Raw genomic sequence first — 21,725 nt, 5'->3', positions numbered from 1 at the left:
TAAAAAAGCCGCACCCTTTTAGGGGTGCGGCTTTTGAGATGCGGAAGAGAGGACTCGAACCTCCACGGTGTTGCCACCACTGGCACCTGAAGCCAGCGCGTCTACCAATTCCGCCACTTCCGCGTGGCTGTGACCGTCTGTGAAGCGACGCTCAACGTGGAAGGGTATGTATCGCCGGGAGGAGAGGGTGTCAATGGAAAAGTTGCACCGGCGTCGATTTTCGTGCGCCGGCTGGTGCAATGGGACAAGCAGACATAGAGTACCGGTGTTTCTGAGGCTCTTTCTTCCGCGGCGATGGATGTGACGCGGCGCCGGGGGGAGTCTGGCACGGGTATGAACTTTTAGGAGTGGTGAACATGGCTCGAGATCCCCTTTTGAGGTTGGAGCGCGCGATGGAGTTGGCTGCGCAGCTGCCGACACTGTGGTTGGAGCCTGGCCCGGCCGGCGATCCGATTCAGGCGCTTGCCGAGTTGGTGCAGCAGGGGAGTGCGGCGGTGGAACAGGCGCCGCTGTTTGAGTTTGGTGAGTGGGTTGCGCAGGCACAGCGCTTGCCCCTGCCGGAGAACGTTTCCCCGGGCGCCGGCGATCCGCTGGAGCGACTTCGAGCGTGGTGGGCCCCGGTGACGGGGGAGGCTTCCGGGGAGTCTTCCGAAAGGGAACAGGGTCTTCAGAAGCTGCCCAACGCACCGTCAGGGGCGAAGGATAAAGCCTCGGAGCGCGATATCCTGGGGGCCGGGCCGACCGCTGCGCTGGGGCAGCAGGTCTGGCAGGAGCTCGTGGGGCGCGATCTTCCTGGCGAGGTGCGTGCCGAAGCGGCTGCACGCCTGGCCGCGTATCTTGAGCAGACAGTGGAGGCTCCCGCGGCGCTCCGTGAGGTCTTTAGCCTGTTGGTCTTTGAGCGCTGAATCATAGGTCGGGTTTCTCAAAAACGCTGGAAATCCATTGCTTGCGCCTGGTCAGGGGGTGTCTACGTTAGGGGGAACTGCGGGCAGGCGCGATGCCTGTACCGTAAGAGCGCTGGCGCTGTGTCGGCGTGTGCTCCACGGGGCCCGGGCACCCCGGGGAGTTCGGTGTCGATCCCAACCCGATCAGGAGGACGACCATGTTCGAGTGGATTGTGATGGCATTCTTTATTGGCGTTCCGGCGCTTCTACTGGTGGGGGCCGGTATCGCCATGGTGCGTCAGCGTCGAGAGCGTTTTGCGCTCGCCGATGGTGAAACCAGCGCTGGCGATCGTCCGGGCTCAAACACCCCCTGAGCGTTGGCGGAGTCTGGAACGTCGATGTTGTACCCGGATATGCGTTGGAGGTTGCGTGGGAGTAACATTATGGATCGAAGTCGGTCCCCTGGAGCTCACGAGTTCACTCGTGGGCTCTTTTTGTGTTCGGATGTCCGCCGAATTGTGAAGGCTCTCAGAAGGGGAGTCGGAACTATGTGGTCTTAACTTTTAAGAATTTCGGTAAGAAGGAGATCTTCGACGCCTTTGAGATCTCTCAGTTGGGCGGCCAGCGAGGGTTCGGCGAAGATTCGGATCTTTTTGACGACGGCGATAAAGTCATCCTGGATCCCGTTGACGACCTGCGAGAGTTGGTGGAGCGGATAAAAGCGTTTGCCCCGGGCTCGGGGGTAGACGACATCGATGGAGTCGATGCGATCTTTGTCCCGCGGGGGGATGTCAATGATCAGCGCTGCCGGATGAAGAGGCACCCCCACGGCGGAGCCCAGGCGGGCGCTGAGGCGCGCGGTCAGATCGAAGAGCTGGGCGCGCTCCATCTGATAGATTGTCTCGTAGGCGCGCTGTTTATCGCGTTCCGCGTAGATCCGGCTGAAGGTCGCCACGCGTTTGTAGAGGCGTCGTCGTGTGGTTTGAAGCCCCCCGAGTAAAAAGCGTGGGGCGCTCGGGTCGGGGGAGTGCTCAAAGAGCCAGCTCAGTAGCTCCTCATCATCAAAGCGCAGCAGGTAGCCCAGGAAGTCGTCGGGGTCGATTTGCGCACGACTATGAAAAGCGGCGATCGCATTTTCGACCATCGCGCTGGCCGCCCGCACGGTGTGGTGCCAGTACACCTCGCTGAACATGGTGTAACGGCTGAACACAAACATCTCCGCGGGCACCTTCCCTTTGGCGGCAATCGCCAGGCGGGTCTCATCGGCGTTGAGGGTCAGGTTGGCCAGCAGACGTTCTCGGTCGTAGGTGCGCCCGTAGGGCACCCCGATGTGATGGGAGTCTCGCTCCAGGTAGTCCATTTTATCGGCGTCGATCGTTCCGCTGATGATCGAGTGCAGCAGTTGATCGATCTGCGAGGGGCGAGCCCCCAGATTGCCGGTGCACAGCGCGATGACACGTTCGGGCTCCACGCCCCACTGACTGCTGAGGATCTCGGCGATGGATCGTTCGCCGCGCAACGCCTCGAACTCCCCCATAATAATCCGACCGCCGACTTCCTCGTGGCGTGGGGTGTCTTCGCCTTTGAGGTGCAGGGCCTCCAGGCTATGGGCAAAGGGGTAGTGCCCGATGTCATGGAGCAGGCCTGCGGCGAGCACGCTCAGAAGATCGACCTCGCTCAGCGAAGAGGCCAGCTCGGGGATGCGTCCCAGTGACTGTAGAAACCAGCGCGTGCATCCGTAGACGCCCAGAGAATGCTCAAAACGGGTGTGCACAGCCCCCGGGTAGACCAGGTGCGTGGGGCCGAGCATGCGGACCCGGCGCAGCCGCTGAAACGCCGGATGGTCGAGGATCGCCTCGACGCGCGGGGTTAGCGCGATGTTGCGCAGTTCGGGCACCCGTACCGTGGTGCCCATCGCGTCGCGTCGAAGTTCGGGAAGGCTACCAAAGGGGTTGGACGAAGACATAGGAGGCTCAAAGAAGGTAGCCAGCCGCAGAAGCCGGCGCTAAGAGAGATGGCACTTCAGTGTCGTCGCACCATAGCGGGTCGCGCCTGCGGGTCGGGCAGACCGGTGGTTCGCATCCCCGGAAGCGCCTCAACGAGGAGCGTTTATGTCCTATGAGTTATTCATCAGCCGCGCCAGCCCCTATTCGATGAAGGTCGCCGCGCTCTTGCGTTATCTGGGCGTGGAGCATCGCCTGGTGATTCAAAATGTGGTGCGTCGCTACAGGCTGATTCGTCGGCTCACCGGGAAGACGATGGTGCCGGTGTTACGCAACGGAGACTGGGCGATCAATGACTCTACGGCGATCGCCGAGTATGTGTTGCGCCTCCCGCAGCTCGCCCGAGAACTCTATATGCCCCCGGGGATCGACACGCTGAGTTTGTTGCTGGAAGACTTTGCCGATGAGTGGATGGTGCGCTGGATGGTGCAATCGCGCTGGGGCCATCCCGAGGACGTGCGCCACGTGGAGCAGCTTATCGGCGCCGAACTCACCGGAGGACTCCCCGGGGCGGGGCGCCTGCTGGGACGCGCGGCCGGTCAGGCGATTCGATTTCGGCTGGAAGACTGGGGGATAGGCCCGGCGAACGCCGAGGTGTTGAGTGGCAGCGCGAGGCGCACGCTGGAGGCGCTCGAAGCCGCCCTGGGGGATGGGCGCCTCTACCTATTTGGTGACGTGCCTTCGTTGGCTGATTTCGGGTGCTACGGCCCGCTGGGACAATACGCAAGCGATCCCAGCGGTGCGCGGGTGCTGCGTAGCGCCGAATTTGGGCGGGTCCGGGCCTACGTAGCCCGTTTTGACGCCATGCTCCTTGGCGAGGTGGAGGTGGGCAGTGCGACCGATGCCTCACTCCAGGCCGTGGAGTCGCTGATGGGGGAAGCGCTCGGGACCTACTGGGAGGTGATGGTGGCCAACCTGGAAGCGATGGGGCAGGGCAAACGACCCGCCATGGTGGAGGCGACTCTGCTCGACGGGGCGAGCTTTGTGTTTGCCCCCTCGCGCTACCTCTACTCCCGGCTTCAGAGCTGGCTTCAGTTGATCGAGGAGGGGTACGCCAGTCGCCGGGAGCTCTTCGGGGATGGAGGTGCGTCGGTGGAACGAGCGCTGATCGGACGGGTGGAGCAGCTTGTCGCGCGTCCGCAGGCCGTGGAACTGCTCAAGATGTATCCCGGACTGGGGCTTCGTTGAGTGTGATAGAGGTCGATCTGGCTGTGAACACACCTTAAATATGGGTGTGCAAAAACGATCGGTTGACCCCTGTCGCGAATCATCCGATAACGATTTGTCAATTTGCCGGGCGCGCTAAGCTCCCGGATTTCTGCACGAAGCACGTAGTGTGGCTGTGAAGATGTGGCCGGTGGCATGTCTTTTGAATGTGCCGGATCCAGGTGATTGACACCTGTTTCGCGGCTCCATTAAGGTGCGCAGTCCTGCCACGAGTCGAATTTTGCCCACCGCCGGGCATCGCATGGAGGTTTTATGAGGAAGTCGGTTTCACAACTTTGGGCGTTGCTCGGCGTCGCTCTGCTCGCGCTGACCGTGTCAGCATGTGGGCCAGATGATGACGTGTGCGTGAGTGACGATGAATGCGGCGCCGGGTCGGCCTGCTTTGACGGGGAGTGCGTGCTCCGCTCCTCCGAGTGTCTTGATGACTTTGACTGTGAAGGTCATCAGCAGTGCGCTGCGGGACAGTGCATCAATAACACCAGCTGCGACACCGCCACGGACTGTGCGCCGGGGCAAACCTGCGACGATGAAGGCGCCTGTGTGGAGCGCCAGTGCTCGCGCAGCTCTCAGTGCCCGGAAAGCTACGTCTGTGACGAAGGTCTCTGCCGCACTACCCCGCGCCAGTGCACCGAAGTCGGTCAGGATTGCGTGCCGGGTGACGCCACGCGTTCCGGGTTCGCCTGTGAAGATATCGGCGATGGGCCGCGTTGTTACGAAACCTGCACCGAGTATCGCGTGTGCGGTAACGGAGGACAGGCGACCTCGGCTTACGATTGCAGCTCCGGTCAGGCCTGCGTGACCGACGTTTCGCTCCAGCTCAAGCCGGTCTGCCGCCCCTCGGAATGCGGTGGCGTGCTCAGCGCTGAAGAGGATTGCGCTGAGATCGTGGCTGAGAATCCGGCGCTCTTCGCCAACGGCGTGCACTGCGGCCTGCAGAATGGCGTGCGCACCTGTCTGCCGGCCGGCAACGCTCAAGAGAATGAGAGCTGCACCGCGGCCAGCGACTGCGAAGAAGGTCTTGTGTGCGTGACCGGTGTCGATTCTTTGATCGATATTCAGACCGGCAATAATACGCACGAAAGCTACTGCGCCCGTCCCTGCTCCAACGACGGCCAGTGTGGCGGCGACCAGGCGTGTATCGGCGAAACCAGTGGCGCGCTGATGGGCATGGGCTTCTGCGGCGATCGTTGCGAGCCTTTCGGTCACAATGGTGCTCAGTGCGGCGACGACCTGGCCTGCGTGCCGGTCGATGGTGTTGACGGTCTGTGTGCTCGGGAGACCACCCGTGAGCGCGACCTCTACGAGAACTGCTCGGACAACACGCAGTGCCCCGATAGCTCGGCCTGCATCCAGATCGACGAAGGTGTTCGTCGCTGCCTGCCCTCGTGCGACCCGACGCTGGGTAACGCGGCGCAGCGCGACGCCACCTGCCCGTCGGCGTCCACCGGTGCTTACACCCAGATCGCGCACTTCGGTGCCGAACTGCCCGCGGTCGACGTGCTGGTCGACGGTGAGGTGATCCTGGAGAACGTCTCCTTCGGTGACATTGCCGGTGAAGAAGGCTTCCTCTCCCTGGACGCTGGTGAGCGCCAGGTGGTGGTGCGCGCCACCGGTGGTGCCGTGCTCTTTGACGGCGAGCTTGAGGTCGATGCTGGCGACGCGGTTGTGATTGCGGCGGTCGACAATGCCGATGCTGACAACGGTATTTCGGTGCTCACGGTGCCGGTGGCCCGCGACGAAGCTTCGGTCAGCGGTGCCGCGAAGGTTCGCGTGGTCCATGCAGTGGCGCTTCCCGGCTCGGTGGACGTGGTCTTTGTGGAACAAGACTCCGATGTGAGTGTGGCCAGCAACCGTCACTACGCGCTCACCGCGGCAACCTTTGGCGCCATCGGCAACTACATTGAGTTGGATGCCGGGGATTACGATGTGTACGTTTTTGCAACCGGCGCGTTTGAAGGTGACGAGGCGCTGCGCATCTTCACCTTCACCGCGGAAGCCGGTGCCGTGACGACCGAGTTTGCGCTTGATTCGGAGTCCTCGCCGCTGGGCTCGGTGCCTTACCTGTCGGCTCCGGTGGGGCGTATGCTTGGTGGAACTTGCCTGAACCTGATTCAGGGTGCGGCGTTCATCGGATCGGGCTTCTGCCTGGAAACCTGCGCCAACGCTGACCAGTGGGGCGTGGGTGGCTGCACCAACGCCAACGATCGCTGCGATGATTTTGGTGACGGCAGCGGCGTGTGCTTCCCCTCGAACGGCAACGAAGTGGGCGATGCCTGCTCGTCGGACTCCGACTGTGTGGACGGCGCTCACTGTGACGCCACCAGCACTGGTGCCGGCGTGTGCCGCAGCTACTGCCAGCCTGCTGAGCAAACCAACGACGCGCTGGGTTGCGAGAGCGGCGAGATCTGTGTCGGGCAGGAAGGCATCGATAACTTCGGCAAGTGCCGTATCCCGTGCAACGCCGGGGCGGACAACACGGATCCGAACTGCCCCGCCGATCAGCAGGGCTGCTTTGGCCCTGAAGGTCAGACCTACTGCCAGCCCTCCGGTGACGTAGCCTTCGGTGAAGACTGCGGTCAGCCCTCCAAGCAGAACTGCGAGGCCGGCATGGTCTGCGCCCGTCGCAGCAACACCCTGGGTGGCTTCCTGCAGAGTGCCTTCACCGATGCGACTCAGCTGGGCGCCCCCGGTGGTGTCTGCAGCCAGGTGTGTGAACCCTTCGTCGGCGATGGCGGCGACAGTGGTTGCTCCGAAGGTTATGCCTGCTCGCCGATCACCCCCGATGGCGCCAGCACCTCCGCGGGCCACTGTGTGGAGCGCACCGACAAGAAGATTCGCTCACTTCAGCCCTGCGACGTGGCCGACGGTGGCAAGATGTGTGACGAGAACTCGTTCTGCATCGTGGAAGCCGTGAATGCCTGCGTCGAGCCCCAGGGGATCTGCGTGCAGATGTGCGACTTCTACGGTGGTGGTGGCTGCACCGACGGTACGGTCTGTGAGCCGTGGTCGGATGACGGCCCTCTCTTCGGCGTCTTCGGCATCTGCCGATAAGGCCTGAGCATCTCCGGGCAGCACGTGCCCGGAGATGGCATCGCGTACGTAAAGAACCCGCGGGCTAACACCCGCGGGTTTTTTTGTTGGAGAGCGTGTCGGAACATCGCCGAGGACCCGGGCAGTGTGTGGGGTTCACGCTTCGTCGGAGCCGCACGGGGGCCATGGTGGCGGCAGGCTACATTCGCCGAGAGAGGGATGCTTCTGAGAGAGGAGAGGAAGCCATGCGCGCGCGGGCGTTTCAGGTGAGCTGAACTTCTGTGGGCGATGAAGAGTAGACGGCCCGGGAGGCGGCTAGAAGATGAAGAGCACGAGGTGGGGGATACTCCGTGCGACGTAGCCTCCCAGGCTCGTTGGAGGCCCTCAGGAGCAGCGAGCGGCCCGCGCCTCGCGATATGAATTCGCGGCGCAGTGGGCGACGTACGTGCACCCGAAAACATTATGAGATTTTTTTGGAGAACCTGTTGACAGGGTGGGGGGGCGGTGTTACTTAAGCTGCCCATCGGGACGGAGTAACACTTCACCGCCCGACAGTGGTTTCAATAGCCACTCCTTGGGGTGTAGCCAAGTGGTAAGGCACCTGGTTTTGGTCCAGGCATTCCTAGGTTCGAATCCTAGCACCCCAGCTTCACATCAGCTCCTGCTACTCGTTGTCTGAGTTTGCCCGTTGAGCTGCATGAGGACGACAATCGCGCTGGGCCTCTCTGGCGAGTTTAACTGAGAGGTCGGCGCGGTTTTTTTTCGAAACGCGAGCGGCATACCTGGCCGACTACGCATCAATCGCGCCCTCGCGCTGGTGAACAAGATGCCAGCACGTCCAGGGGATCATTGGAGGATGTCATGGCTTCGAAGAATAACCCCACGCTGAACGCGACGGTTCGCGCGGAGTCCGGGAAGGGCGTTGCTCGCAAATTGCGCGCGCAAGGTCTGATTCCGGCGATCTGCTACGGGTCGACCACCGATAACGTCTCGCTGGCGATGGACCCGGCCGAGTTCGACAAGATCATGGACACGAAGCTCCAGATCAACTCGGTGTTCAATATCGCGCTCGATAACGGCACCACCATCGAAAACGTGATGCTGCGCGATTATCAGTTCGACCCGATTCGTCGCGTGGTGATTCACGCCGACCTGGTCGCCGTCGATATGGATGTTCCGGTTGAAGTCAAGGTTCCGATCGAGCCTACCGGCCGCGCCAAGGGCGTGCGTATGGGCGGTCGCCTGCGTATCATTCAGCCCGACGTCAAAGTTGCGGCGCGCCCCGGCGATATTCCCGAGGCCATCGTGATCGACGTCACCGAGCTGGCTCCCGAAGGGGCGATCATGGCCGGTGAGCTGAGCTATCCGGAAGGCGTTGAGCCGGCGTTCAAGATGGACTACGCGCTGATTCGCATCCAGATGCCGCGCAAGAAAGTCACCAAAGAAGAGGACGCCAAGGCGAAGAAGGCCAAGAAGGCCAGCTGAGCTACAGCGTAAGTATGACCGAATATTCAAAAGACCGAGGGCGCCTGTCGCCGTCGGTCTTTTGGGTTTTGGTCCCCGGAGGCAGAAGTGTTGGATGTATTTCGCCGCATGTTCGCTCCGAAGGAGGAGAGGGTGAGTCGTACGCTGATCGTGGGTCTGGGTAACCCGGGGCCTAAATACGAAGGTACGCGCCATAATATCGGCTTTGCCGCGGTCAACCGGCTGGCGGAGCGCTATCGCCTGACGGTGACGCAGTCGAAGTTTCACGGGGTCTATACCACGGGGATCATCTGCGGGGTGGATGTCGCGCTTTTGAAGCCGCTGACGTTCATGAACCTCTCGGGCAAGTCGGTGGCTCCGGCGATGAAGTTCTTCAACGTGGAGCCCGTTAGCCTGATCGTGCTTCACGATGAGCTCGATGTGGAGCTGGGGCAGATGAAGATCAAGGAGGGCGGTGGCCACGGTGGCCACAACGGCCTTCGAGACATTGTCGCTAAAACCGGCACCCGGGAGTTTTTGCGCGTGCGCCTGGGAATCGGTCGTCCAGAGCACGGGGACGTGACGAATCACGTGCTGGGGCGTTTTCGTCCCGATGAAACTCCGGCGGTGGAGCGCATGCTCGACGATGCCTGCGACGCCGTGGAGACGATCCTCTCGGAGGGCGTTGCCGCCGCTCAGAACCGCTTTCATGGCCGTTGAGGCGGGCTTCGTTAATTTCTGCTGGCAAATCCTGGCGGTCGGGTGTATGGGTTCCACCCCCCGAACGGGCACGCCTGATGTGCCCCGATTAGGAGTGTGATGATGATGTGGATGCAATTCAAAAGCCTTCGCCTTACCTCGGCCGCACTGGTGCTCTTCGCCGCGCTTGGCTTTAGTTCGACGGCGATGGCGCACCACACCGACGATGACGGCAGCGAAGAGATCGACGCTGCGTTTGCTCATCACACCGATGACGATGGGGGCGAAGAAGTAAGCGATGAGCTGGCTCACCATACCGATGATGATGGTAGTGAAGAGCTGGCCTGAGGCTTTTTTGAGTTTAACCAGGATTGCGTCGCGCCTTAGTAAAAGGCCGGCACGAACCTCGCTCCGTACCTGTTGAGGCGGGGCTTTACCCGAGAGGTTATTTCATGGCTGTAGAGAGACTACGCGAGTACGAAACGATCTACATCGTGCGCCCCGACGCCGGCGAAGAGGAATTCGCTCGTCTGCGTGAGCGCGTCGAAGGGATCATTGAGAACGAGGGCGGTCACCTGCTCAAGTTCGACGACTGGGGCCAGCGCAAGCTCGCCTACGAGATCCACGACAAGTCGGAGTCGCGCCGCTTTGAGCGGGGCAACTACCAGTACTACCGCTACATGGTCGGCGGGAACACGGTTGCGGAAATCGAGCGCAACCTGAAGCTCATCGACTCCGTGTTGAAGTTTTTGACCGTCAAGCTGGAAGACGATCTCATCGCTGAGGAGCGCCTGGCGCGCCCCGAAGAGGAAGAGGTCGAAGAGGTCATCCCGGCTCAGGACGACGACGAATAGGAGGCTGTGAGATGGAAGTCATTCTGACCGAAGATGTGCCCAATCTCGGCGAGATGGGTGAGATCGTAAAGGTTGCTCCGGGCTACGGCCGGAACTTCCTCATTCCCAAAGGTATGGCCCTTCCGGCCAGCGCCACTGAAAAGAAGGCGCTGGAGCACAAGAAGCGCCAGATCGAGCTGCGCAAAGAGCGTGAGCGCGAAGAAGCCATGGGTGTTCAGGCCAAGCTCGACGGCGTGAGCATCACCATTCCCAAGCGCGTGGCCGAGGGCGATGCGCTCTACGGCTCGGTGACCTCGCGTGAGATCGCCGACGTGCTCAAGCAGGAAGGCTTCGAGCTGGAGCATCGCTTCATCGAAGTTGGCCGCGGCATCGACGAGCTGGGCATCTACAAGGTGCCGGTCAAGCTCGCCAGCGGCGTCTACGCCCACGTTGTTCTGTGGGTTGTGGCGATGTAAGGTGGCTTTGCCTTCGGGCATAAGCGATATAGAGCCCGCGATGAATGCATCGTGGGCTCTTTTTTTTTTGGTCTGTGAGGTTGCGCCACCTCCCTTGATAAGGCGCTCAGGAGAACCGATGGCGATCGATGTGACCCGCGCGACGGATACGCTGGAGCAGTTGGCCGGCGAGCTCGAAGGCGAGCTTCGGCTCGATGACCTTCACCGCTCGCTCTATGCCCAGGACGCCTCGGTCTATCAGTCCGAGCCGGTGGGGGTGGTCTTTCCGCGCACGGTCGAAGACGTGCAGGCGATCGTACGCACGGCCGATGCCCTCGGTCTGGGATTGATTCCACGGGCCGCCGGGACCAGCCTGGCCGGGCAATGTGTGGGGGAGGGGTTGGTGGTCGATGTGGGTCGCCACATGAACCAGATCCTGGAGCTGAACGTCGAGGAGAAGTGGGTGCGGGTTCAGCCCGGCGTGGTGCTCGACGAACTCAACCGTTACCTGGCGCCGCATGGGCTCTTCTTTGGTCCGGATACCTCGACCTCGAACCGGTGCATGATCGGTGGGATGATCGGCAACAACTCCTGCGGCAGCCACTCGATCTTGTACGGCAACACCATGGCTCACGTCCTGGAGCTGGGGGTGGTGTTCGCCGACGCGAGTTTTGAGCGCGTGGGGGCCTGGTCGCCCGAAGGGCTGCGGGATCGGATGCACCAGAGCGATCGTCTTGGCGAGGCGTTGCGGGTGCTCGATCGGGTGGTACGCGAGCATGGCGAGTTGATTGAGGAGCGCTATCCGCGCCGCGACGTGGTGCGCCGAAATACCGGCTACCCCCTGGACGACATCCTCTGGCGGGCCCCCTATACCGAAGATGGCGAGGACTTCTCGCTGGCGCGCTTCTTATGCGGCACCGAGGGGACCCTGGGGCTGGTCACCGAGGCCCGGCTCAATCTGGTGGAGAGGCCCGTGGAGAAGTGCGTGGTCTGCGTGCACTTCGATTCGCTGGAGGCGTCGTTGCGGGCGACCGTCGTGGCGGTCAAGCACGACCCGGCCGCCGTGGAGCTGATTGACCGTCGGGTGCTCGAACAGACGAAGCAGAACATCGAGCAGTCCAAGAATCGCTTCTGGGTCGAGGGGGATCCGGACGCGGTGCTGGTGGTGGAGTTTTATCGGGAGAGCCACCAGGCGCTGGAAGAGGCCTGCCACCGGTTGATCGCCGAGTTCCGCTCGCTGGATATGGGCTACGCCTATCCGGTGTTGCGGGCCCCGCAGGACAAGGCGGTCTGGGAGCTGCGAAAGGCCGGGCTCGGGCTGCTCATGGGAATTGAGGGTGATGTGAAGCCGGTCACCGTGGTGGAGGATACCGCGGTGGCGGTGGATGTGCTTCCTGATTACGTGCGCGACTTCGCCGGGATTATGGACGCTTACAACACCGCCTGTGTCTATTACGCGCACGCCTCGGTGGGGGAGTTGCACCTGCGCCCGGAACTCAACCTGAAAGACCCGGAGGATGTGCGCCGCTTTAAGGGCATCGCTGAGGATGTGGCCGACCTGGTGCGCCGCTACCGCGGCGCCATCAGCGGGGAGCACGGCGATGGCCGGGTGCGCTCGCCACTTTTGGAGCGCTTTTACGGACCCGAGATCATGGCGCTGCATCGTCAGGTGAAAGAGGGCTTTGATCCTCAGGGGATTTTCAATCCGCGCAATATTGTCGATCCGCGACCTATTGACGCCGATTTTCGTTTTGTGCCGGGTAAGCCCACCCCGGAGCTGCGCACCTACTTTAAGTGGGAGGCCGAGCGTGGGTTGGTGCGTGCCACTGAGCTTTGTAACGGCGCCGGGGTATGCCGCAAGGCTCCCGAGGCCGGGGGGACGATGTGCCCCAGCTACATGGCCACTCGCGACGAGAAAGACACCACGCGCGGGCGTGCCAATGTCTTTCGTACGCTGCTGACCGGCGACGAGCCGGAGGCCGCCTTTGAGAGCGATGCGCTGGCTGAGGCCCTCGATCTTTGCCTCTCGTGCAAGGGATGCAAGAGCGAGTGTCCGGCCAATGTGGACATGGCCAAGATGAAGGCGGAGTTTCTGCAGCAGCGCTACGATCGTCAGGGCACACCGGCACGGGCGCTGCTCTTTGGGCACTACGGTCGCTTAAGCAAGCTCGGGGCGCTGGTGCCCTGGCTTGCGAACTTCATGCTCAGCTTTGCTCTGACCCGCGCGCTCTTTAACGCGTTCTTTAAGCTCTCACCGCAGCGTCAGATGCCGATGATGGCGGCGCGCAGCTTTGATGCGGCGCTGCGGCGGGCCCGCAAGGACGGGCGGCTTTCCGGCCCCGATGCCCGCGCCCAGAACGAGACGGTCTGGCTCTATGTGGACCCCTTCACCGACTTTAGCGAGCCCGAGGTGGGGCTGGCCGCCGTCGAGGTGCTGGAGGCGGCGGGCTATCGGGTGGAGCGTTTTGGGATGCGTGACGACGGGCGCACCTACCTCTCCAAGGGGATGGTGCGCCACGCTCGCGAGCTGATGGAGACGGGGCTGGAGAGCGTAGAGGCCGATCTCCAGGCGTATCCCGAACGCCGGGTGGTGGGCCTGGAGCCCAGTGCCCTCCTGACCTTTCGCGATGAGCTGCCGGACCTGGTGAGTGAGCGCTGGCGGGCGCTGGCCGACAACCTTGCCAGTCGCGCGCTCCTCTTTGAGGAGTTCATCGCCGCGGAGGTCGATGCCGGGCGCTGGCCTCAGGGGCTCTTTGAGACGAGTCGCCCGCAGTCGGCGCTCTTGCATGGGCACTGCCACCAGAAGGCCATCTGCGGGACGACGGCGACCGAAGTGGCGCTGGGGCTGGCGGGCTACGAGGTGGAGACACTGCGCACCGGGTGCTGCGGCATGGCAGGCTCGTTTGGTTACGAGGCCGAGCACTACGAGGTGTCGATGAAGGTCGGCGAGCTGGTGCTCTTGCCGCGGGTGCGCGAGATGGGCGCCGAGCAGGTGATGATCGCGCCGGGGACGTCCTGCCGGCACCAGATCGCCGATGGCGCCCAACGGGAGGCCTTGCACCCGACCCTGGCGCTGCGCGCTCGCCTGAAACGAGGCTAAGCTCGGCGCTTAAGTCGAGCTTAGTCGGCGTCGGGCCAGGTCAGCTCCAGGCGCGTCCAGGTGGGGCCCTGCGGATCGAGTCGCCAGAGCGCGTGATCGTGAGCGTCGCAGACCACAAGCCCCTCCGCGGTGGCGCAGATCGCGGCGGGGAATTTTAACTCGGGGTTCTCCAGAGTGCTGAGTTCGCCATGGGCGGGCTCAAAGTAGCGCACGGCCCGATTGAGGCTGTCGGCGATGTAGACCGTGCCCTGGTAGATGGCCAGTCCGCGGGGGTGTTGAAGCAGCGCCTGGGAGCCCGGGCCGTCTTCGAAGCCGTAGCTAAAGACGCTCTGGCCTAAAAGGGTCTGCACCCGGTTGGTTCGGAGATCGATGCGTCGTAGCGCCGAGGAGGAGCTGTCGATCACGTAGAGTTGGTTGTCTTCCAGAACCAGGTCGGTGGGTTGAGCGAAGCGCGCGCGGGAGCGATGACCGTCGATGCGATCTTCGTCACCGGTGCCTGCGTAGCGTTCGATATGACTGCCGTCGAAGTCCATGCGCATCAGTCGGTGGGTGGCCGCGCAGGCCACATACCATCGCGATCCGCCGGCGCTCACCGACCAGGGGGCTGGCGAAGCGCTCTCGGAGGGCGAGGGCACCCGACAAAAGGTGGAGGTGCGACCGGTGAGCAGGTCGACCCGGCGTAGCGCCTGGTTGAGGGTGTCGGCGACCACCAGATGATCGTCGCGGAGGGTCAGTCCGTGGGGTGCGTAAAAGCGGGCCTGGTCGGCGTCGCCATCCTCCAGCCCGAGGTGGGGCCCGCCGACCACGCGCTGCACCTGGCCATCGACATCGGCGATGACCACACGATGGTGACCGGTATCGGCGATGATCAGCCGACGATCGTCGGCGGTCACGCCGCCGGGAAAGGAGAGCGACCGGGGGGCAGGGGTGTCGGCCGGCGGGGCTTCCTCCCGGGGCGCAAGTTCGTCGCGCTCCCCCAGGAGCGCGACGATGGCGTCGAAGAGTTTCTGAGGCTCAGGGACCTCGCAAAAGAATCGGCAGACGTAGCCCCGGGTATCGATCAGCGCCAGCGAGGGGAGCCGACGCACATTGAACTGGCCGGCCACGCGGTGGTCATTGTCGACGATCACCGGCGCCAACACTCCGACCCGACGTATCGCCAGGCGCAGGTAGTCGAGATCACGCTCCCCATCAAAGCGCGGGGAGTGCACGGCGATGACCTGAAGCTCGTCGTCGGAGAAGCGCTCCACGGTGCGCCGCATCAGCGGGACGCCCTCCTGACAGCGGATGCAACTGGAGCTGATGAACCCCACCAGCACCACCTTGCCCAGAAGCTCTCGCAGGGGCAGGGGAGCTTCGGTGTTGAGCCAGGGCAGCTCAGGAAACTCCGGCGGACGAATGCCATGGGTGCAGGGCGATTGTGGCATGGGGGGCTCCGTGGGGCTCGGGTGGCCGATTGAGCGCCCTGTGGCCCCCGGAATGCCCGCGGCGCTGGACCGGGCTTAGCTCAGAAATCGGGTCAGGGCATCGCGAAATGCCTCCGGCCGCTCAATGGGGATGGTGTGGCCACAGTGCTCCACCAGAATGTGCTCGCCATCGAGGAGGTCGGCCAGCGCTTTTGCCCCTTCGGTGGTGACCAGGAGATCCTGATCGGCGGAGATGACCAGCGCGTCGACATCGAGATCGGCAGCCAACTCGGCCACCGGCTCAAAGGCCATCAGCCCTTCGAGCAACAGGCGCACGCCCTCGGGTTGGTTGCGCTGGACCGAGGCCTTGACGACGTTGCTCAGAAACTTCTGGTGCGATCCCAGGAAGTCACTCCCCAGGATGGTGGGAAGCGAGGCCCAGGCCATGGCCTCCAGACCGCCGGTACGCAGGACCTCGTACCAGGCCCGCACGATCGTGTCGGCCAGGGCCGTGGGCCGGGCTGTCGCGCTGCAGAGCACCAGCTTATCCAGGCGCTCGGGGAAGGCGTTGGCAAAGCCCAGGGCCACGCGCGCTCCGTGGCTGAAGCCGGCCAGGTGGGCGCGCTGGATGCCCAGGTGATCGAAGAGTTCGGCCAGGTCTGCGGCGTGTTGGGCCAGGGTGGGCGCCTGTGCCGGGACCTGGCTCTGGCCCTGACCGCGGGCGTCGTAGAGGAGCACCCGGTAGCGATCACGCAGCGCGCGGGCGTGGCTCATCCAGTGCTGGGTGGACTGGGTCATGCCGTTGAGGAGCACCAGCCAGGGGCCCTGGCTGTGCTGATCGTGAGCTTCAAAGTGGAGCGTGACGCGGTCGGAGAGTTCGAAGGTGCTCATCGGAATCGCTCGGGGGTCGGGGGGAGAAATTTTGACAGGCTGGCGGGGCCCTCTAAGAATCGCCCTTCGTGTCAGGCCCTTTTCGAGAAGCGATACCATGCGCAGAGAGCTCATTCTAGCCGCGGCCACCCTGGGGGGCCTCCTGCTCGCCGTGCCCGTGATGGGCGGCACCCCGGTGCGACCTCCGGGCGCCGCGCCGGTTCCGACCTCCGGAGCGGCCGATGCCGACACGCCCGGGGATGCGCCGGCCCCGGCCAGTCCGCACGCCCAGGCGCCCCCGGCGGCCGATGCGTCCCGAGAGCAGGAATGGACCGTGGCGGTGATCTCCGATCTCAACGCGTCCTACGGCTCGACCGAGTACGGCAAAGAAGTGCACGCCGCGGTCAACTGGCTCACAGAGGTGGCTCGCCCCGACCTGGTGATCAGCCCCGGCGATCTGGTGGCCGGACAGCGCCAGGGGCTCGATCACGGCGCGATGTGGCAGGCCTTTCATCAGGCCCTAACCCGCCCTCTGGCCCGCGCCCACATCCCCTTTGCCATCTCGCCGGGGAACCACGACGCCTCGGGATCGCCGGCGTTCTGGGAGGAGCGCGTGGAGTTTGCCCGCCAGTGGCAGGATCGCCGGCCGCAGGTCTCCTTTGTCGACGACCGCAACTACCCCTTTCATTACGCCTTTGAGATGGGCCCGGCGCTCTTTATTTCCCTCGACGCCACCACCGTGGGGCCCCTGGACGAGGCCCAGCGGCACTGGCTGGAGGGCATTCTCAAAGCGAGCGACGACTACCCGGTCAAGATCGTCTTCGGGCACCTCCCCTTGCATCCGGTGGCGGTGGAGAAGGCCGAGGAGTCGCTGGGCGATGAGGCGCTGGAAGGGCTGCTGCGACGCTACGAGGTCGATCTCTACGTGGCCGGCCATCACCACGCCTATTATCCCGGCAAACGCGGCGGGTTGGGGCTGCTGCACAGCGCGTGCCTGGGGTCGGGGCCGCGCACGCTGATTGGCGACGATCGCTTAAGCGATCGCTCCGTGGCCCTGGTGCGCTTTGGTCATGATGGCGTGCGCCAGGTCGACGCCTACCGCGGGGAGCACTTCGATGAAGTGGTGCCGCGCCAGGAGCTCCCCCGCTCGGTGGGCCAGGGCAGCAGGCGCATCTGGCGCGACGACGTGGCGCCGGAGATGGAAGCTGGCGAGGCCCGGCGCAACGGGGCCGCAACGAGCCTAGAAGGAGGCGCCTAAGAGCAGGTAGAGGTCGGAGAGGCCCTCGGGCCCCAGGCCCCGGGCGTAGCCCAGGCGCAGGCTGTTGCTGGCGTAGTAGCCCAGGATCGCGTCGAGCTGCACCTCGGCCCCGATGCCCGTGAGAATCTGCGCGTCGCTCAGGTACCCGTTGTAGGCCGAGCCGGTGTCCAGGAACACCTGGCCTTTGATCTGCCGAAAGAAGAGGGGGAGGGTGGAGAAGCCCTTGTCGAGATCCAGGATCGGGAAGCGGTACTCCAGCTTGGCGAGCTGGTATTGCGAGCCGCGCATCGCGCCGGGCTCAAAGCCGCGGATGGGATAGCCGACCCGGGGCTCCTGAAAGATCACCGAGGTGAAGATCTCCTGGGGCCTCAACCCGCCGATGCTGTACTGGCCCTCCCGGCCGCTGGCGCTGCGGGTCAGCGCGCCGCGCAGGCGCAGCGCCAGGACATGACGCTCAAAGAGGGGGTTGGGGTAGTACGCGTTCAGTCCCCAGCCCAGCGTCAGCGCGTTGTTCTGGTGGCCGAGCATCGGATGTTGAATGCCCATGGAGATGCTGGCCGAGATGCCGCGCTCGGCCGAGATCGACTCCGGGTAGCGGTAGAGTCGGCTGTAGGAGAGGCCCATGGAGAGCTCGTTGAACCACCCGAGCAGGGGCTCGCGGGGGCGGATGTCACCGGGCTCATGGACCACCGGGGGCCGATCCTTGTAGGTGGTGTATTCGGCGCGGTAGCTGGCCGAGAGCCCCACCCGATCCGAGAGCACGCGCAGCGGGTACGAGAGCGAGAGCTGGCCCAGGTACTGGCGCTCCAAAAAGGGCACGTAGCGGCTCTCGGCCACCCGGTGGCGGGTACGGGGGTAGTCCTGAAAACGGGCGAGTGCGCTCACGTTAAAGGGGAGCCCGCCGTAGCGGTAGATCAGGCCCAGGCCGGCGCTGGGGTCGTCAAAGCCCTCGGCGGTGGTGACCCCGCCGGAGAGGGTGTAGGTGTGGCGATCCAGCGGGTCACCGCCCTCGATCGAGGCGCCAAAGCCCGCGCCCGAGCGCAGCACGCCCGCATCCGGTCGCAGAAACTGTGGGGCCAGCCAACGCGCGGCCCGGTAAGGGGCGGGCTCCAGATCGAGCTCGGGCTCCGGAAAACGCACCCGCGCCCGGGAGCGTTCGGTGGCCCGGCGGTCGGGGTGGCGACGGGTGCGGGGGTGGGGGAGGCGCGCGATCTCAAAGCCGGCGGCGGTATAGAGGCTCACGTAGATAAAGTCGCCCCGGGGGCTGACCGCCGGCGAAAAGGCCCCGGTGATCACGTTGCTCACCTGCCAGGCCTGACCGCTGTGCAGGTCCATGGCAAAGATGTTGAAGACGCCCTCGACGTCGGCTGCAAAGTAGAGCGCCCCCTCGGGGCCCAGGTGCGGATCCATCTCGTGGGCGGCGGTATCGGTGAGCTGGCGCAGCGCGCCATCGCTTAAGCTCACCTCCCAGAGGTCGCGTTGGCGGCGGTCCAGGCGCCACCAGCTAAAGATCAGCGTATCGCCCTCGGGGCCGAAGATCGGCCGGGAGATCTGCTGCCAGTGCGCGTCGTCGTCCGGGGCGTGATGCAGGCCCGAGACGAGCACCCGGGCCTGCTCCGGCTCATCGAACTCCCGCACCACCAGCTCCATGGTACCGCCGCGATTGCGCACGTGGGCTACCAGGCGTCCATCGGGAGAGAGGGCCGGCTCCCGGGCGCGATCGCCGCGGGTGAGCCGGCGAGTGAGCCCGGTCTGGGTGTCGTAGGCGAAGAGGTCCTGGTAGGCGTAGACCGAGCGGTAGGTGTCGGAGCGCGCGTACACCAGGGTGCGCCCATCGGGGGTCCAGGCCATCGGGCCGGCACCGCCCTCGGCCTCCAGGAGCTGGCGAGGCTGAAGCCCCCCGGCGACCACACTCTCAAAGGCGGGATGTCCGCGCTGCGACGAGGCGTAGTAGGTGATCTCCGGGCGCGGCCCCGGGCGCAGCGTCGGGTACTGATGGCGTCCGCCGCCCCGGGTCACAAAGCTCACCGGGGAGGCGCCCTGCGCGTGGGTGAGCACCTGGCGCGCGCGGGCCTTGCCCTGGGCCTCGGCGGTGAACCCGGCCCAGAGCTCATCAAAGGTCTGCGAGCTGATCTGCTTCGCGGTGCGGTTGAGCGCGTAAGGGATGACCCGGCGGCCGTAGCGGTGGTTGAACTCTTTGATGAAATCCTGGCCGTGATGGCGGGCGATGTAATCGGCAAAGAAGCCGCCGTAGAGGTAGGCCGCGCTGCCCGAGGGCCACTGCACCGGCAATCCCGTGGACTGGCCCAGGGTAAAGAGGCGGTCTTCCAGCGCCGCGGTGCGAAGCCACATCCCAAAGAGCGGGCTCTCCACCCGGCCGGTGCCGGCGTGGGCCGTCTCAAAGTAGGTGGCGATCCCCTCGGTGTACCAGCGGGGCAGGGTGGCGTTGGGGTGAAACTGCTTGCCGACCACCCGGTTCACCAGCTGCGGAATCCCCGGGTTGGTGTCGATGTGCAGGATGTGGACGTATTCGTGGTAGGCGAGCACCCGGAGCCAGTCGTCGTAGTAGCCGAGCACGCTGTCGGCCTGGGGGGGCATCCCGTAGATCGTGATAAAATTGCGCCCGAACACCCGCGCAAAGCCGTTGGCCGTGTCGATGCGGTCGCTCACCACCACGTGGGTGCGCCCCCGGGGCACCCAGTCGAGCAGTGGTGTCAGGATCTGGTGGGCCTCTTCAAAGGCGACCGCCGCGCGGTGGGCCAGGGCTTCGGTCTGGTCGTCGTAGTGCAGGTAAAAGTGCGGGGTGGTCAGCGTAAAGTACTCGCGCTCCGGATCGTCGAGGGCATTGGCCTTCGGGGTGACCAGGGTCAGCAGGAGCAGCGCGACCAGGGCGAAGAGGGCCGAGCGCACGAAGGGGATCTGGCGAGCGCCGGGCGGCGCGGTGGGGGAGAATACGTCCATGGTGGTCGGGTTGTAGCACCCCGCCCGGGGCGAAGAAAGCATGGCGCGTTTGCCCTACCAGTATTACGCCGTGAGCCAGTGTTGATGCCGTGTCTGCTGCATTGAAAGCACCTCGGGAGGCGTTGCAAAGCCTCGACGATGCTCAAGCATCGCCTGCGTTTTGCGCCTTGCCCGAGGTACGGGTCAGGAAAGGCCCGGAAGGTCGGTGCTCGGGGCCGACCTGCGGGAGCCTGGTGAGTCAGTGCGCCCCGATCCACCCCGGGGGACGGAAGGTGAGGTAGAAGGTGGCCTGGCCAGTGCCGGCGACCTGGTCGGCGGGGAGTTCCCAGCCCAGCAGGGCCTCCTGCACGCAGCTCAGCGCCTGAGGGGAGGGATGGGCGGTGCCGCTCTCGTTGCTCAGGGTGAGGTCGAGTTGCACGGGGCGCCGCGCCTGCGTATCCCCCGTGTCTCCCCCTTCCAGGGGGCGTTGCCACCCCATGCGCACCTCGGCAACTACCAGATCCAGGGGGAGTTCGGTGCGGAGCCGGTCGGCGCAGCGTTGCAGGTTGGTCGCCTGCGCGGCCAGGGCGGTCGGCATCGCGGCGGGCTCCTCGGCCGACGTCCCGCTCGGGGCGCCGACCCAGCGGAAGCCCTCCAGCAGGAGCGAGGGCTCGCCAGGGGGCTCGGGGCTGACGAGCTCAAAGCTCACCCGGTAAACCAAGCGGTAGATCGGGGTTTCGGGCTCGCTCAGGTCGGGCTCGCCGGGGAGCTCAAAGCGGTAATCCCAGGCCCGGGCCAGCATGCAGCGAGCGTCGGCCGCGCTCATCTTCAGGGGCGTGCCGCGCACCCCCACCGGCTCGCCAGTGTCGGTGACGCGCAGGGTGATGGTGATCGAGGGCTCCGTGCGGTAGCCCCGCGGTGAGAGGCAGGTGGACAGCGCGTCGAGCTCGCCGGACTGGAGGACCTCGAGGGCTTCGGGGGCGCCCGGGAGCTCCATGACCAGCGTCTCCACCCGGGGCCGCCATCGCCAGGGGACCACCGCCACCGCCGTGGAGGGCTGCCCGGCTCCCGCGCCCGGGCTCGCTGCGGCGGCCCGGGCAAAGGCGGCACCCTCCTCGCCATTGGGCGTCGACGCCGGGATGGGCTCCACCAGGCCCTCGGCCCCGGTGCAGACCCGCTCCCCGGGGGCTACCCCCTGGGCCTGGCAGTCGTCGGTGCAGGTGAAGCAGCGCAGCGCGTCGGGGCCCGCGGCCCCGGCGGCCTCCTCACCAGCAGGCGGCTGGGCCTGGGCGTGGCTGACGCCGGCCATCAGCACCCAGATCAGCGCGATCACCACCCAGCCCACAAGTCGTCTGCGCTCCTGCGCGTTCAAGGTCTCGGGTTCCTCTTGCATGACACACCTCACCCTTAAGCTCTGGTCGCCTGTTGCGGAGTGAACCGGGTGGTCCCTCCCCCCCTTCGTGATCGTTTTCGGCGCCCCCTAACCCCGACATCGGTGGGATCTCCGCGCCCGCACTCCCTCAAAGGTAAACACCGCTTCGGGGCGCTTCCGTGGC

Annotated in this window: 16 protein-coding genes and 2 tRNA genes; 12 read left to right on the top strand and 6 right to left on the bottom strand. The window is 64.8% G+C overall.

All coding sequences use genetic code 11. The features are described 5' to 3' along the window. Positions 1–39 precede the first annotated feature (39 nt). Positions 40–123: transfer RNA gene (locus tag DL240_RS00085), tRNA-Leu, on the bottom strand. Between the two features lie 233 nt (positions 124–356). On the opposite strand from DL240_RS00085, the gene DL240_RS00080 reads away from it, so the two are divergent. Together DL240_RS00080 and DL240_RS19855 are read left to right on the top strand one after the other, a co-directional pair. Next, complete coding sequence (locus DL240_RS00080; protein ID WP_111727816.1) at positions 357–905, top strand: hypothetical protein; 549 nt, start codon at positions 357–359, stop codon at positions 903–905. Between the two features lie 197 nt (positions 906–1,102). Continuing rightward, positions 1,103–1,258 (top strand): hypothetical protein, encoded by a 156-nt coding sequence (locus tag DL240_RS19855; protein ID WP_158542246.1) that lies wholly within the window; start codon positions 1,103–1,105, stop codon positions 1,256–1,258. A gap of 182 nt (positions 1,259–1,440) precedes the next feature. On the opposite strand, the gene DL240_RS00075 is transcribed toward DL240_RS19855, so the two are convergent. Beyond that, complete coding sequence (locus DL240_RS00075; protein WP_111727815.1) at positions 1,441–2,850, bottom strand: HD domain-containing protein; 1,410 nt, start codon at positions 2,848–2,850, stop codon at positions 1,441–1,443. 145 nt (positions 2,851–2,995) lie between these two features. Here DL240_RS00075 and DL240_RS00070 point away from each other — a divergent pair, with 145 nt between their 5' ends. The 9 genes from DL240_RS00070 (at position 2,996) to DL240_RS00030 (ending at position 13,695) form a co-directional block, all read left to right on the top strand. Further along, the gene (locus DL240_RS00070; protein ID WP_111727814.1) at positions 2,996–4,075 is read left to right on the top strand and encodes a glutathione S-transferase family protein; all 1,080 of its coding nucleotides are present in this window, start codon (positions 2,996–2,998) and stop codon (positions 4,073–4,075) included. A 384-nt stretch (positions 4,076–4,459) separates the two neighbouring features. Beyond that, the gene (locus DL240_RS00065) at positions 4,460–7,165 is read left to right on the top strand and encodes a DUF4397 domain-containing protein (protein ID WP_158542245.1); all 2,706 of its coding nucleotides are present in this window, start codon (positions 4,460–4,462) and stop codon (positions 7,163–7,165) included. Positions 7,166–7,719: 554 nt separating this feature from the next. Continuing rightward, positions 7,720–7,791, top strand: a tRNA-Gln gene (locus DL240_RS00060). Positions 7,792–8,005: 214 nt separating this feature from the next. Then, positions 8,006–8,629, top strand: coding sequence for a 50S ribosomal protein L25 (locus DL240_RS00055; RefSeq protein WP_111727812.1), 624 nt, complete (start codon positions 8,006–8,008; stop codon positions 8,627–8,629). A gap of 108 nt (positions 8,630–8,737) precedes the next feature. After that, the gene (gene pth, locus DL240_RS00050; protein ID WP_111728696.1) at positions 8,738–9,328 is read left to right on the top strand and encodes an aminoacyl-tRNA hydrolase; all 591 of its coding nucleotides are present in this window, start codon (positions 8,738–8,740) and stop codon (positions 9,326–9,328) included. A gap of 102 nt (positions 9,329–9,430) precedes the next feature. After that, on the top strand, positions 9,431–9,655 hold the full coding sequence (locus tag DL240_RS00045; protein ID WP_158542244.1) for a hypothetical protein: 225 nt from the start codon (positions 9,431–9,433) through the stop codon (positions 9,653–9,655). Between the two features lie 104 nt (positions 9,656–9,759). Further along, complete coding sequence (gene rpsF, locus DL240_RS00040; RefSeq protein ID WP_111727810.1) at positions 9,760–10,161, top strand: 30S ribosomal protein S6; 402 nt, start codon at positions 9,760–9,762, stop codon at positions 10,159–10,161. An 11-nt stretch (positions 10,162–10,172) separates the two neighbouring features. Then, positions 10,173–10,616 carry a 50S ribosomal protein L9 gene (gene rplI, locus DL240_RS00035; protein ID WP_111727809.1) on the top strand — a complete coding sequence of 148 codons (444 nt, stop codon included), beginning with the start codon at positions 10,173–10,175 and terminating at the stop codon, positions 10,614–10,616. 118 nt (positions 10,617–10,734) lie between these two features. After that, positions 10,735–13,695, top strand: a complete 2,961-nt coding sequence (locus tag DL240_RS00030; RefSeq protein WP_158542243.1) for an FAD-binding and (Fe-S)-binding domain-containing protein — start codon at positions 10,735–10,737, stop codon at positions 13,693–13,695. Between the two features lie 20 nt (positions 13,696–13,715). On the opposite strand, the gene DL240_RS00025 is transcribed toward DL240_RS00030, so the two are convergent. Continuing rightward, entirely contained in the window at positions 13,716–15,122 is a 1,407-nt protein-coding gene (locus tag DL240_RS00025; RefSeq protein ID WP_111727807.1) for a redoxin domain-containing protein, read from the bottom strand. 75 nt (positions 15,123–15,197) lie between these two features. Next, positions 15,198–15,992 (bottom strand): alpha/beta fold hydrolase, encoded by a 795-nt coding sequence (locus DL240_RS00020; RefSeq protein WP_158542242.1) that lies wholly within the window; start codon positions 15,990–15,992, stop codon positions 15,198–15,200. 97 nt (positions 15,993–16,089) lie between these two features. Here DL240_RS00020 and DL240_RS00015 point away from each other — a divergent pair, with 97 nt between their 5' ends. Continuing rightward, complete coding sequence (locus tag DL240_RS00015; RefSeq protein WP_111727805.1) at positions 16,090–17,229, top strand: metallophosphoesterase family protein; 1,140 nt, start codon at positions 16,090–16,092, stop codon at positions 17,227–17,229. On the opposite strand, the gene DL240_RS00010 is transcribed toward DL240_RS00015, so the two are convergent. Both DL240_RS00010 and DL240_RS00005 read right to left on the bottom strand, forming a co-directional pair. Further along, the gene (locus tag DL240_RS00010; protein ID WP_111727804.1) at positions 17,212–20,232 is read right to left on the bottom strand and encodes a PD40 domain-containing protein; all 3,021 of its coding nucleotides are present in this window, start codon (positions 20,230–20,232) and stop codon (positions 17,212–17,214) included. The two genes, DL240_RS00015 and DL240_RS00010, sit on opposite strands and share 18 nt — an antisense overlap. A 196-nt stretch (positions 20,233–20,428) precedes the next feature. Next, the gene (locus DL240_RS00005; RefSeq protein WP_111727803.1) at positions 20,429–21,562 is read right to left on the bottom strand and encodes a hypothetical protein; all 1,134 of its coding nucleotides are present in this window, start codon (positions 21,560–21,562) and stop codon (positions 20,429–20,431) included. Positions 21,563–21,725 lie beyond the last annotated feature (163 nt).

The sequence above is a fragment of the Lujinxingia litoralis genome, assembly GCF_003260125.1.
GTDB lineage: Bacteria > Myxococcota_A > Bradymonadia > Bradymonadales > Bradymonadaceae > Lujinxingia > Lujinxingia litoralis.
Note: the sequence above shows the minus strand (reverse complement) of the source record. Positions and strands in the feature narration are given on the sequence as shown.

What these genes read in the sequence shown, in the direction of transcription:
- pth (WP_111728696.1), top strand. Translation starts at nt 8,738, where the DNA reads ATGTTCGCTCCGAAGGAGGAGAGGGTGAGTCGTACGCTGATCGTGGGT.
- DL240_RS00015 (WP_111727805.1), top strand. Translation starts at nt 16,090, where the DNA reads ATGCGCAGAGAGCTCATTCTAGCCGCGGCCACCCTGGGGGGCCTCCTG.
- DL240_RS00055 (WP_111727812.1), top strand. Translation starts at nt 8,006, where the DNA reads ATGGCTTCGAAGAATAACCCCACGCTGAACGCGACGGTTCGCGCGGAG.
- DL240_RS00045 (WP_158542244.1), top strand. Translation starts at nt 9,431, where the DNA reads ATGATGTGGATGCAATTCAAAAGCCTTCGCCTTACCTCGGCCGCACTG.
- DL240_RS00070 (WP_111727814.1), top strand. Translation starts at nt 2,996, where the DNA reads ATGTCCTATGAGTTATTCATCAGCCGCGCCAGCCCCTATTCGATGAAG.
- DL240_RS00025 (WP_111727807.1), bottom strand. Translation starts at nt 15,122, where the DNA reads ATGCCACAATCGCCCTGCACCCATGGCATTCGTCCGCCGGAGTTTCCT.
- DL240_RS00030 (WP_158542243.1), top strand. Translation starts at nt 10,735, where the DNA reads ATGGCGATCGATGTGACCCGCGCGACGGATACGCTGGAGCAGTTGGCC.
- rplI (WP_111727809.1), top strand. Translation starts at nt 10,173, where the DNA reads ATGGAAGTCATTCTGACCGAAGATGTGCCCAATCTCGGCGAGATGGGT.
- DL240_RS00005 (WP_111727803.1), bottom strand. Translation starts at nt 21,562, where the DNA reads ATGCAAGAGGAACCCGAGACCTTGAACGCGCAGGAGCGCAGACGACTT.
- rpsF (WP_111727810.1), top strand. Translation starts at nt 9,760, where the DNA reads ATGGCTGTAGAGAGACTACGCGAGTACGAAACGATCTACATCGTGCGC.
- DL240_RS00020 (WP_158542242.1), bottom strand. Translation starts at nt 15,992, where the DNA reads ATGAGCACCTTCGAACTCTCCGACCGCGTCACGCTCCACTTTGAAGCT.
- DL240_RS19855 (WP_158542246.1), top strand. Translation starts at nt 1,103, where the DNA reads ATGTTCGAGTGGATTGTGATGGCATTCTTTATTGGCGTTCCGGCGCTT.
- DL240_RS00075 (WP_111727815.1), bottom strand. Translation starts at nt 2,850, where the DNA reads ATGTCTTCGTCCAACCCCTTTGGTAGCCTTCCCGAACTTCGACGCGAC.
- DL240_RS00080 (WP_111727816.1), top strand. Translation starts at nt 357, where the DNA reads ATGGCTCGAGATCCCCTTTTGAGGTTGGAGCGCGCGATGGAGTTGGCT.
- DL240_RS00010 (WP_111727804.1), bottom strand. Translation starts at nt 20,232, where the DNA reads ATGCTTTCTTCGCCCCGGGCGGGGTGCTACAACCCGACCACCATGGAC.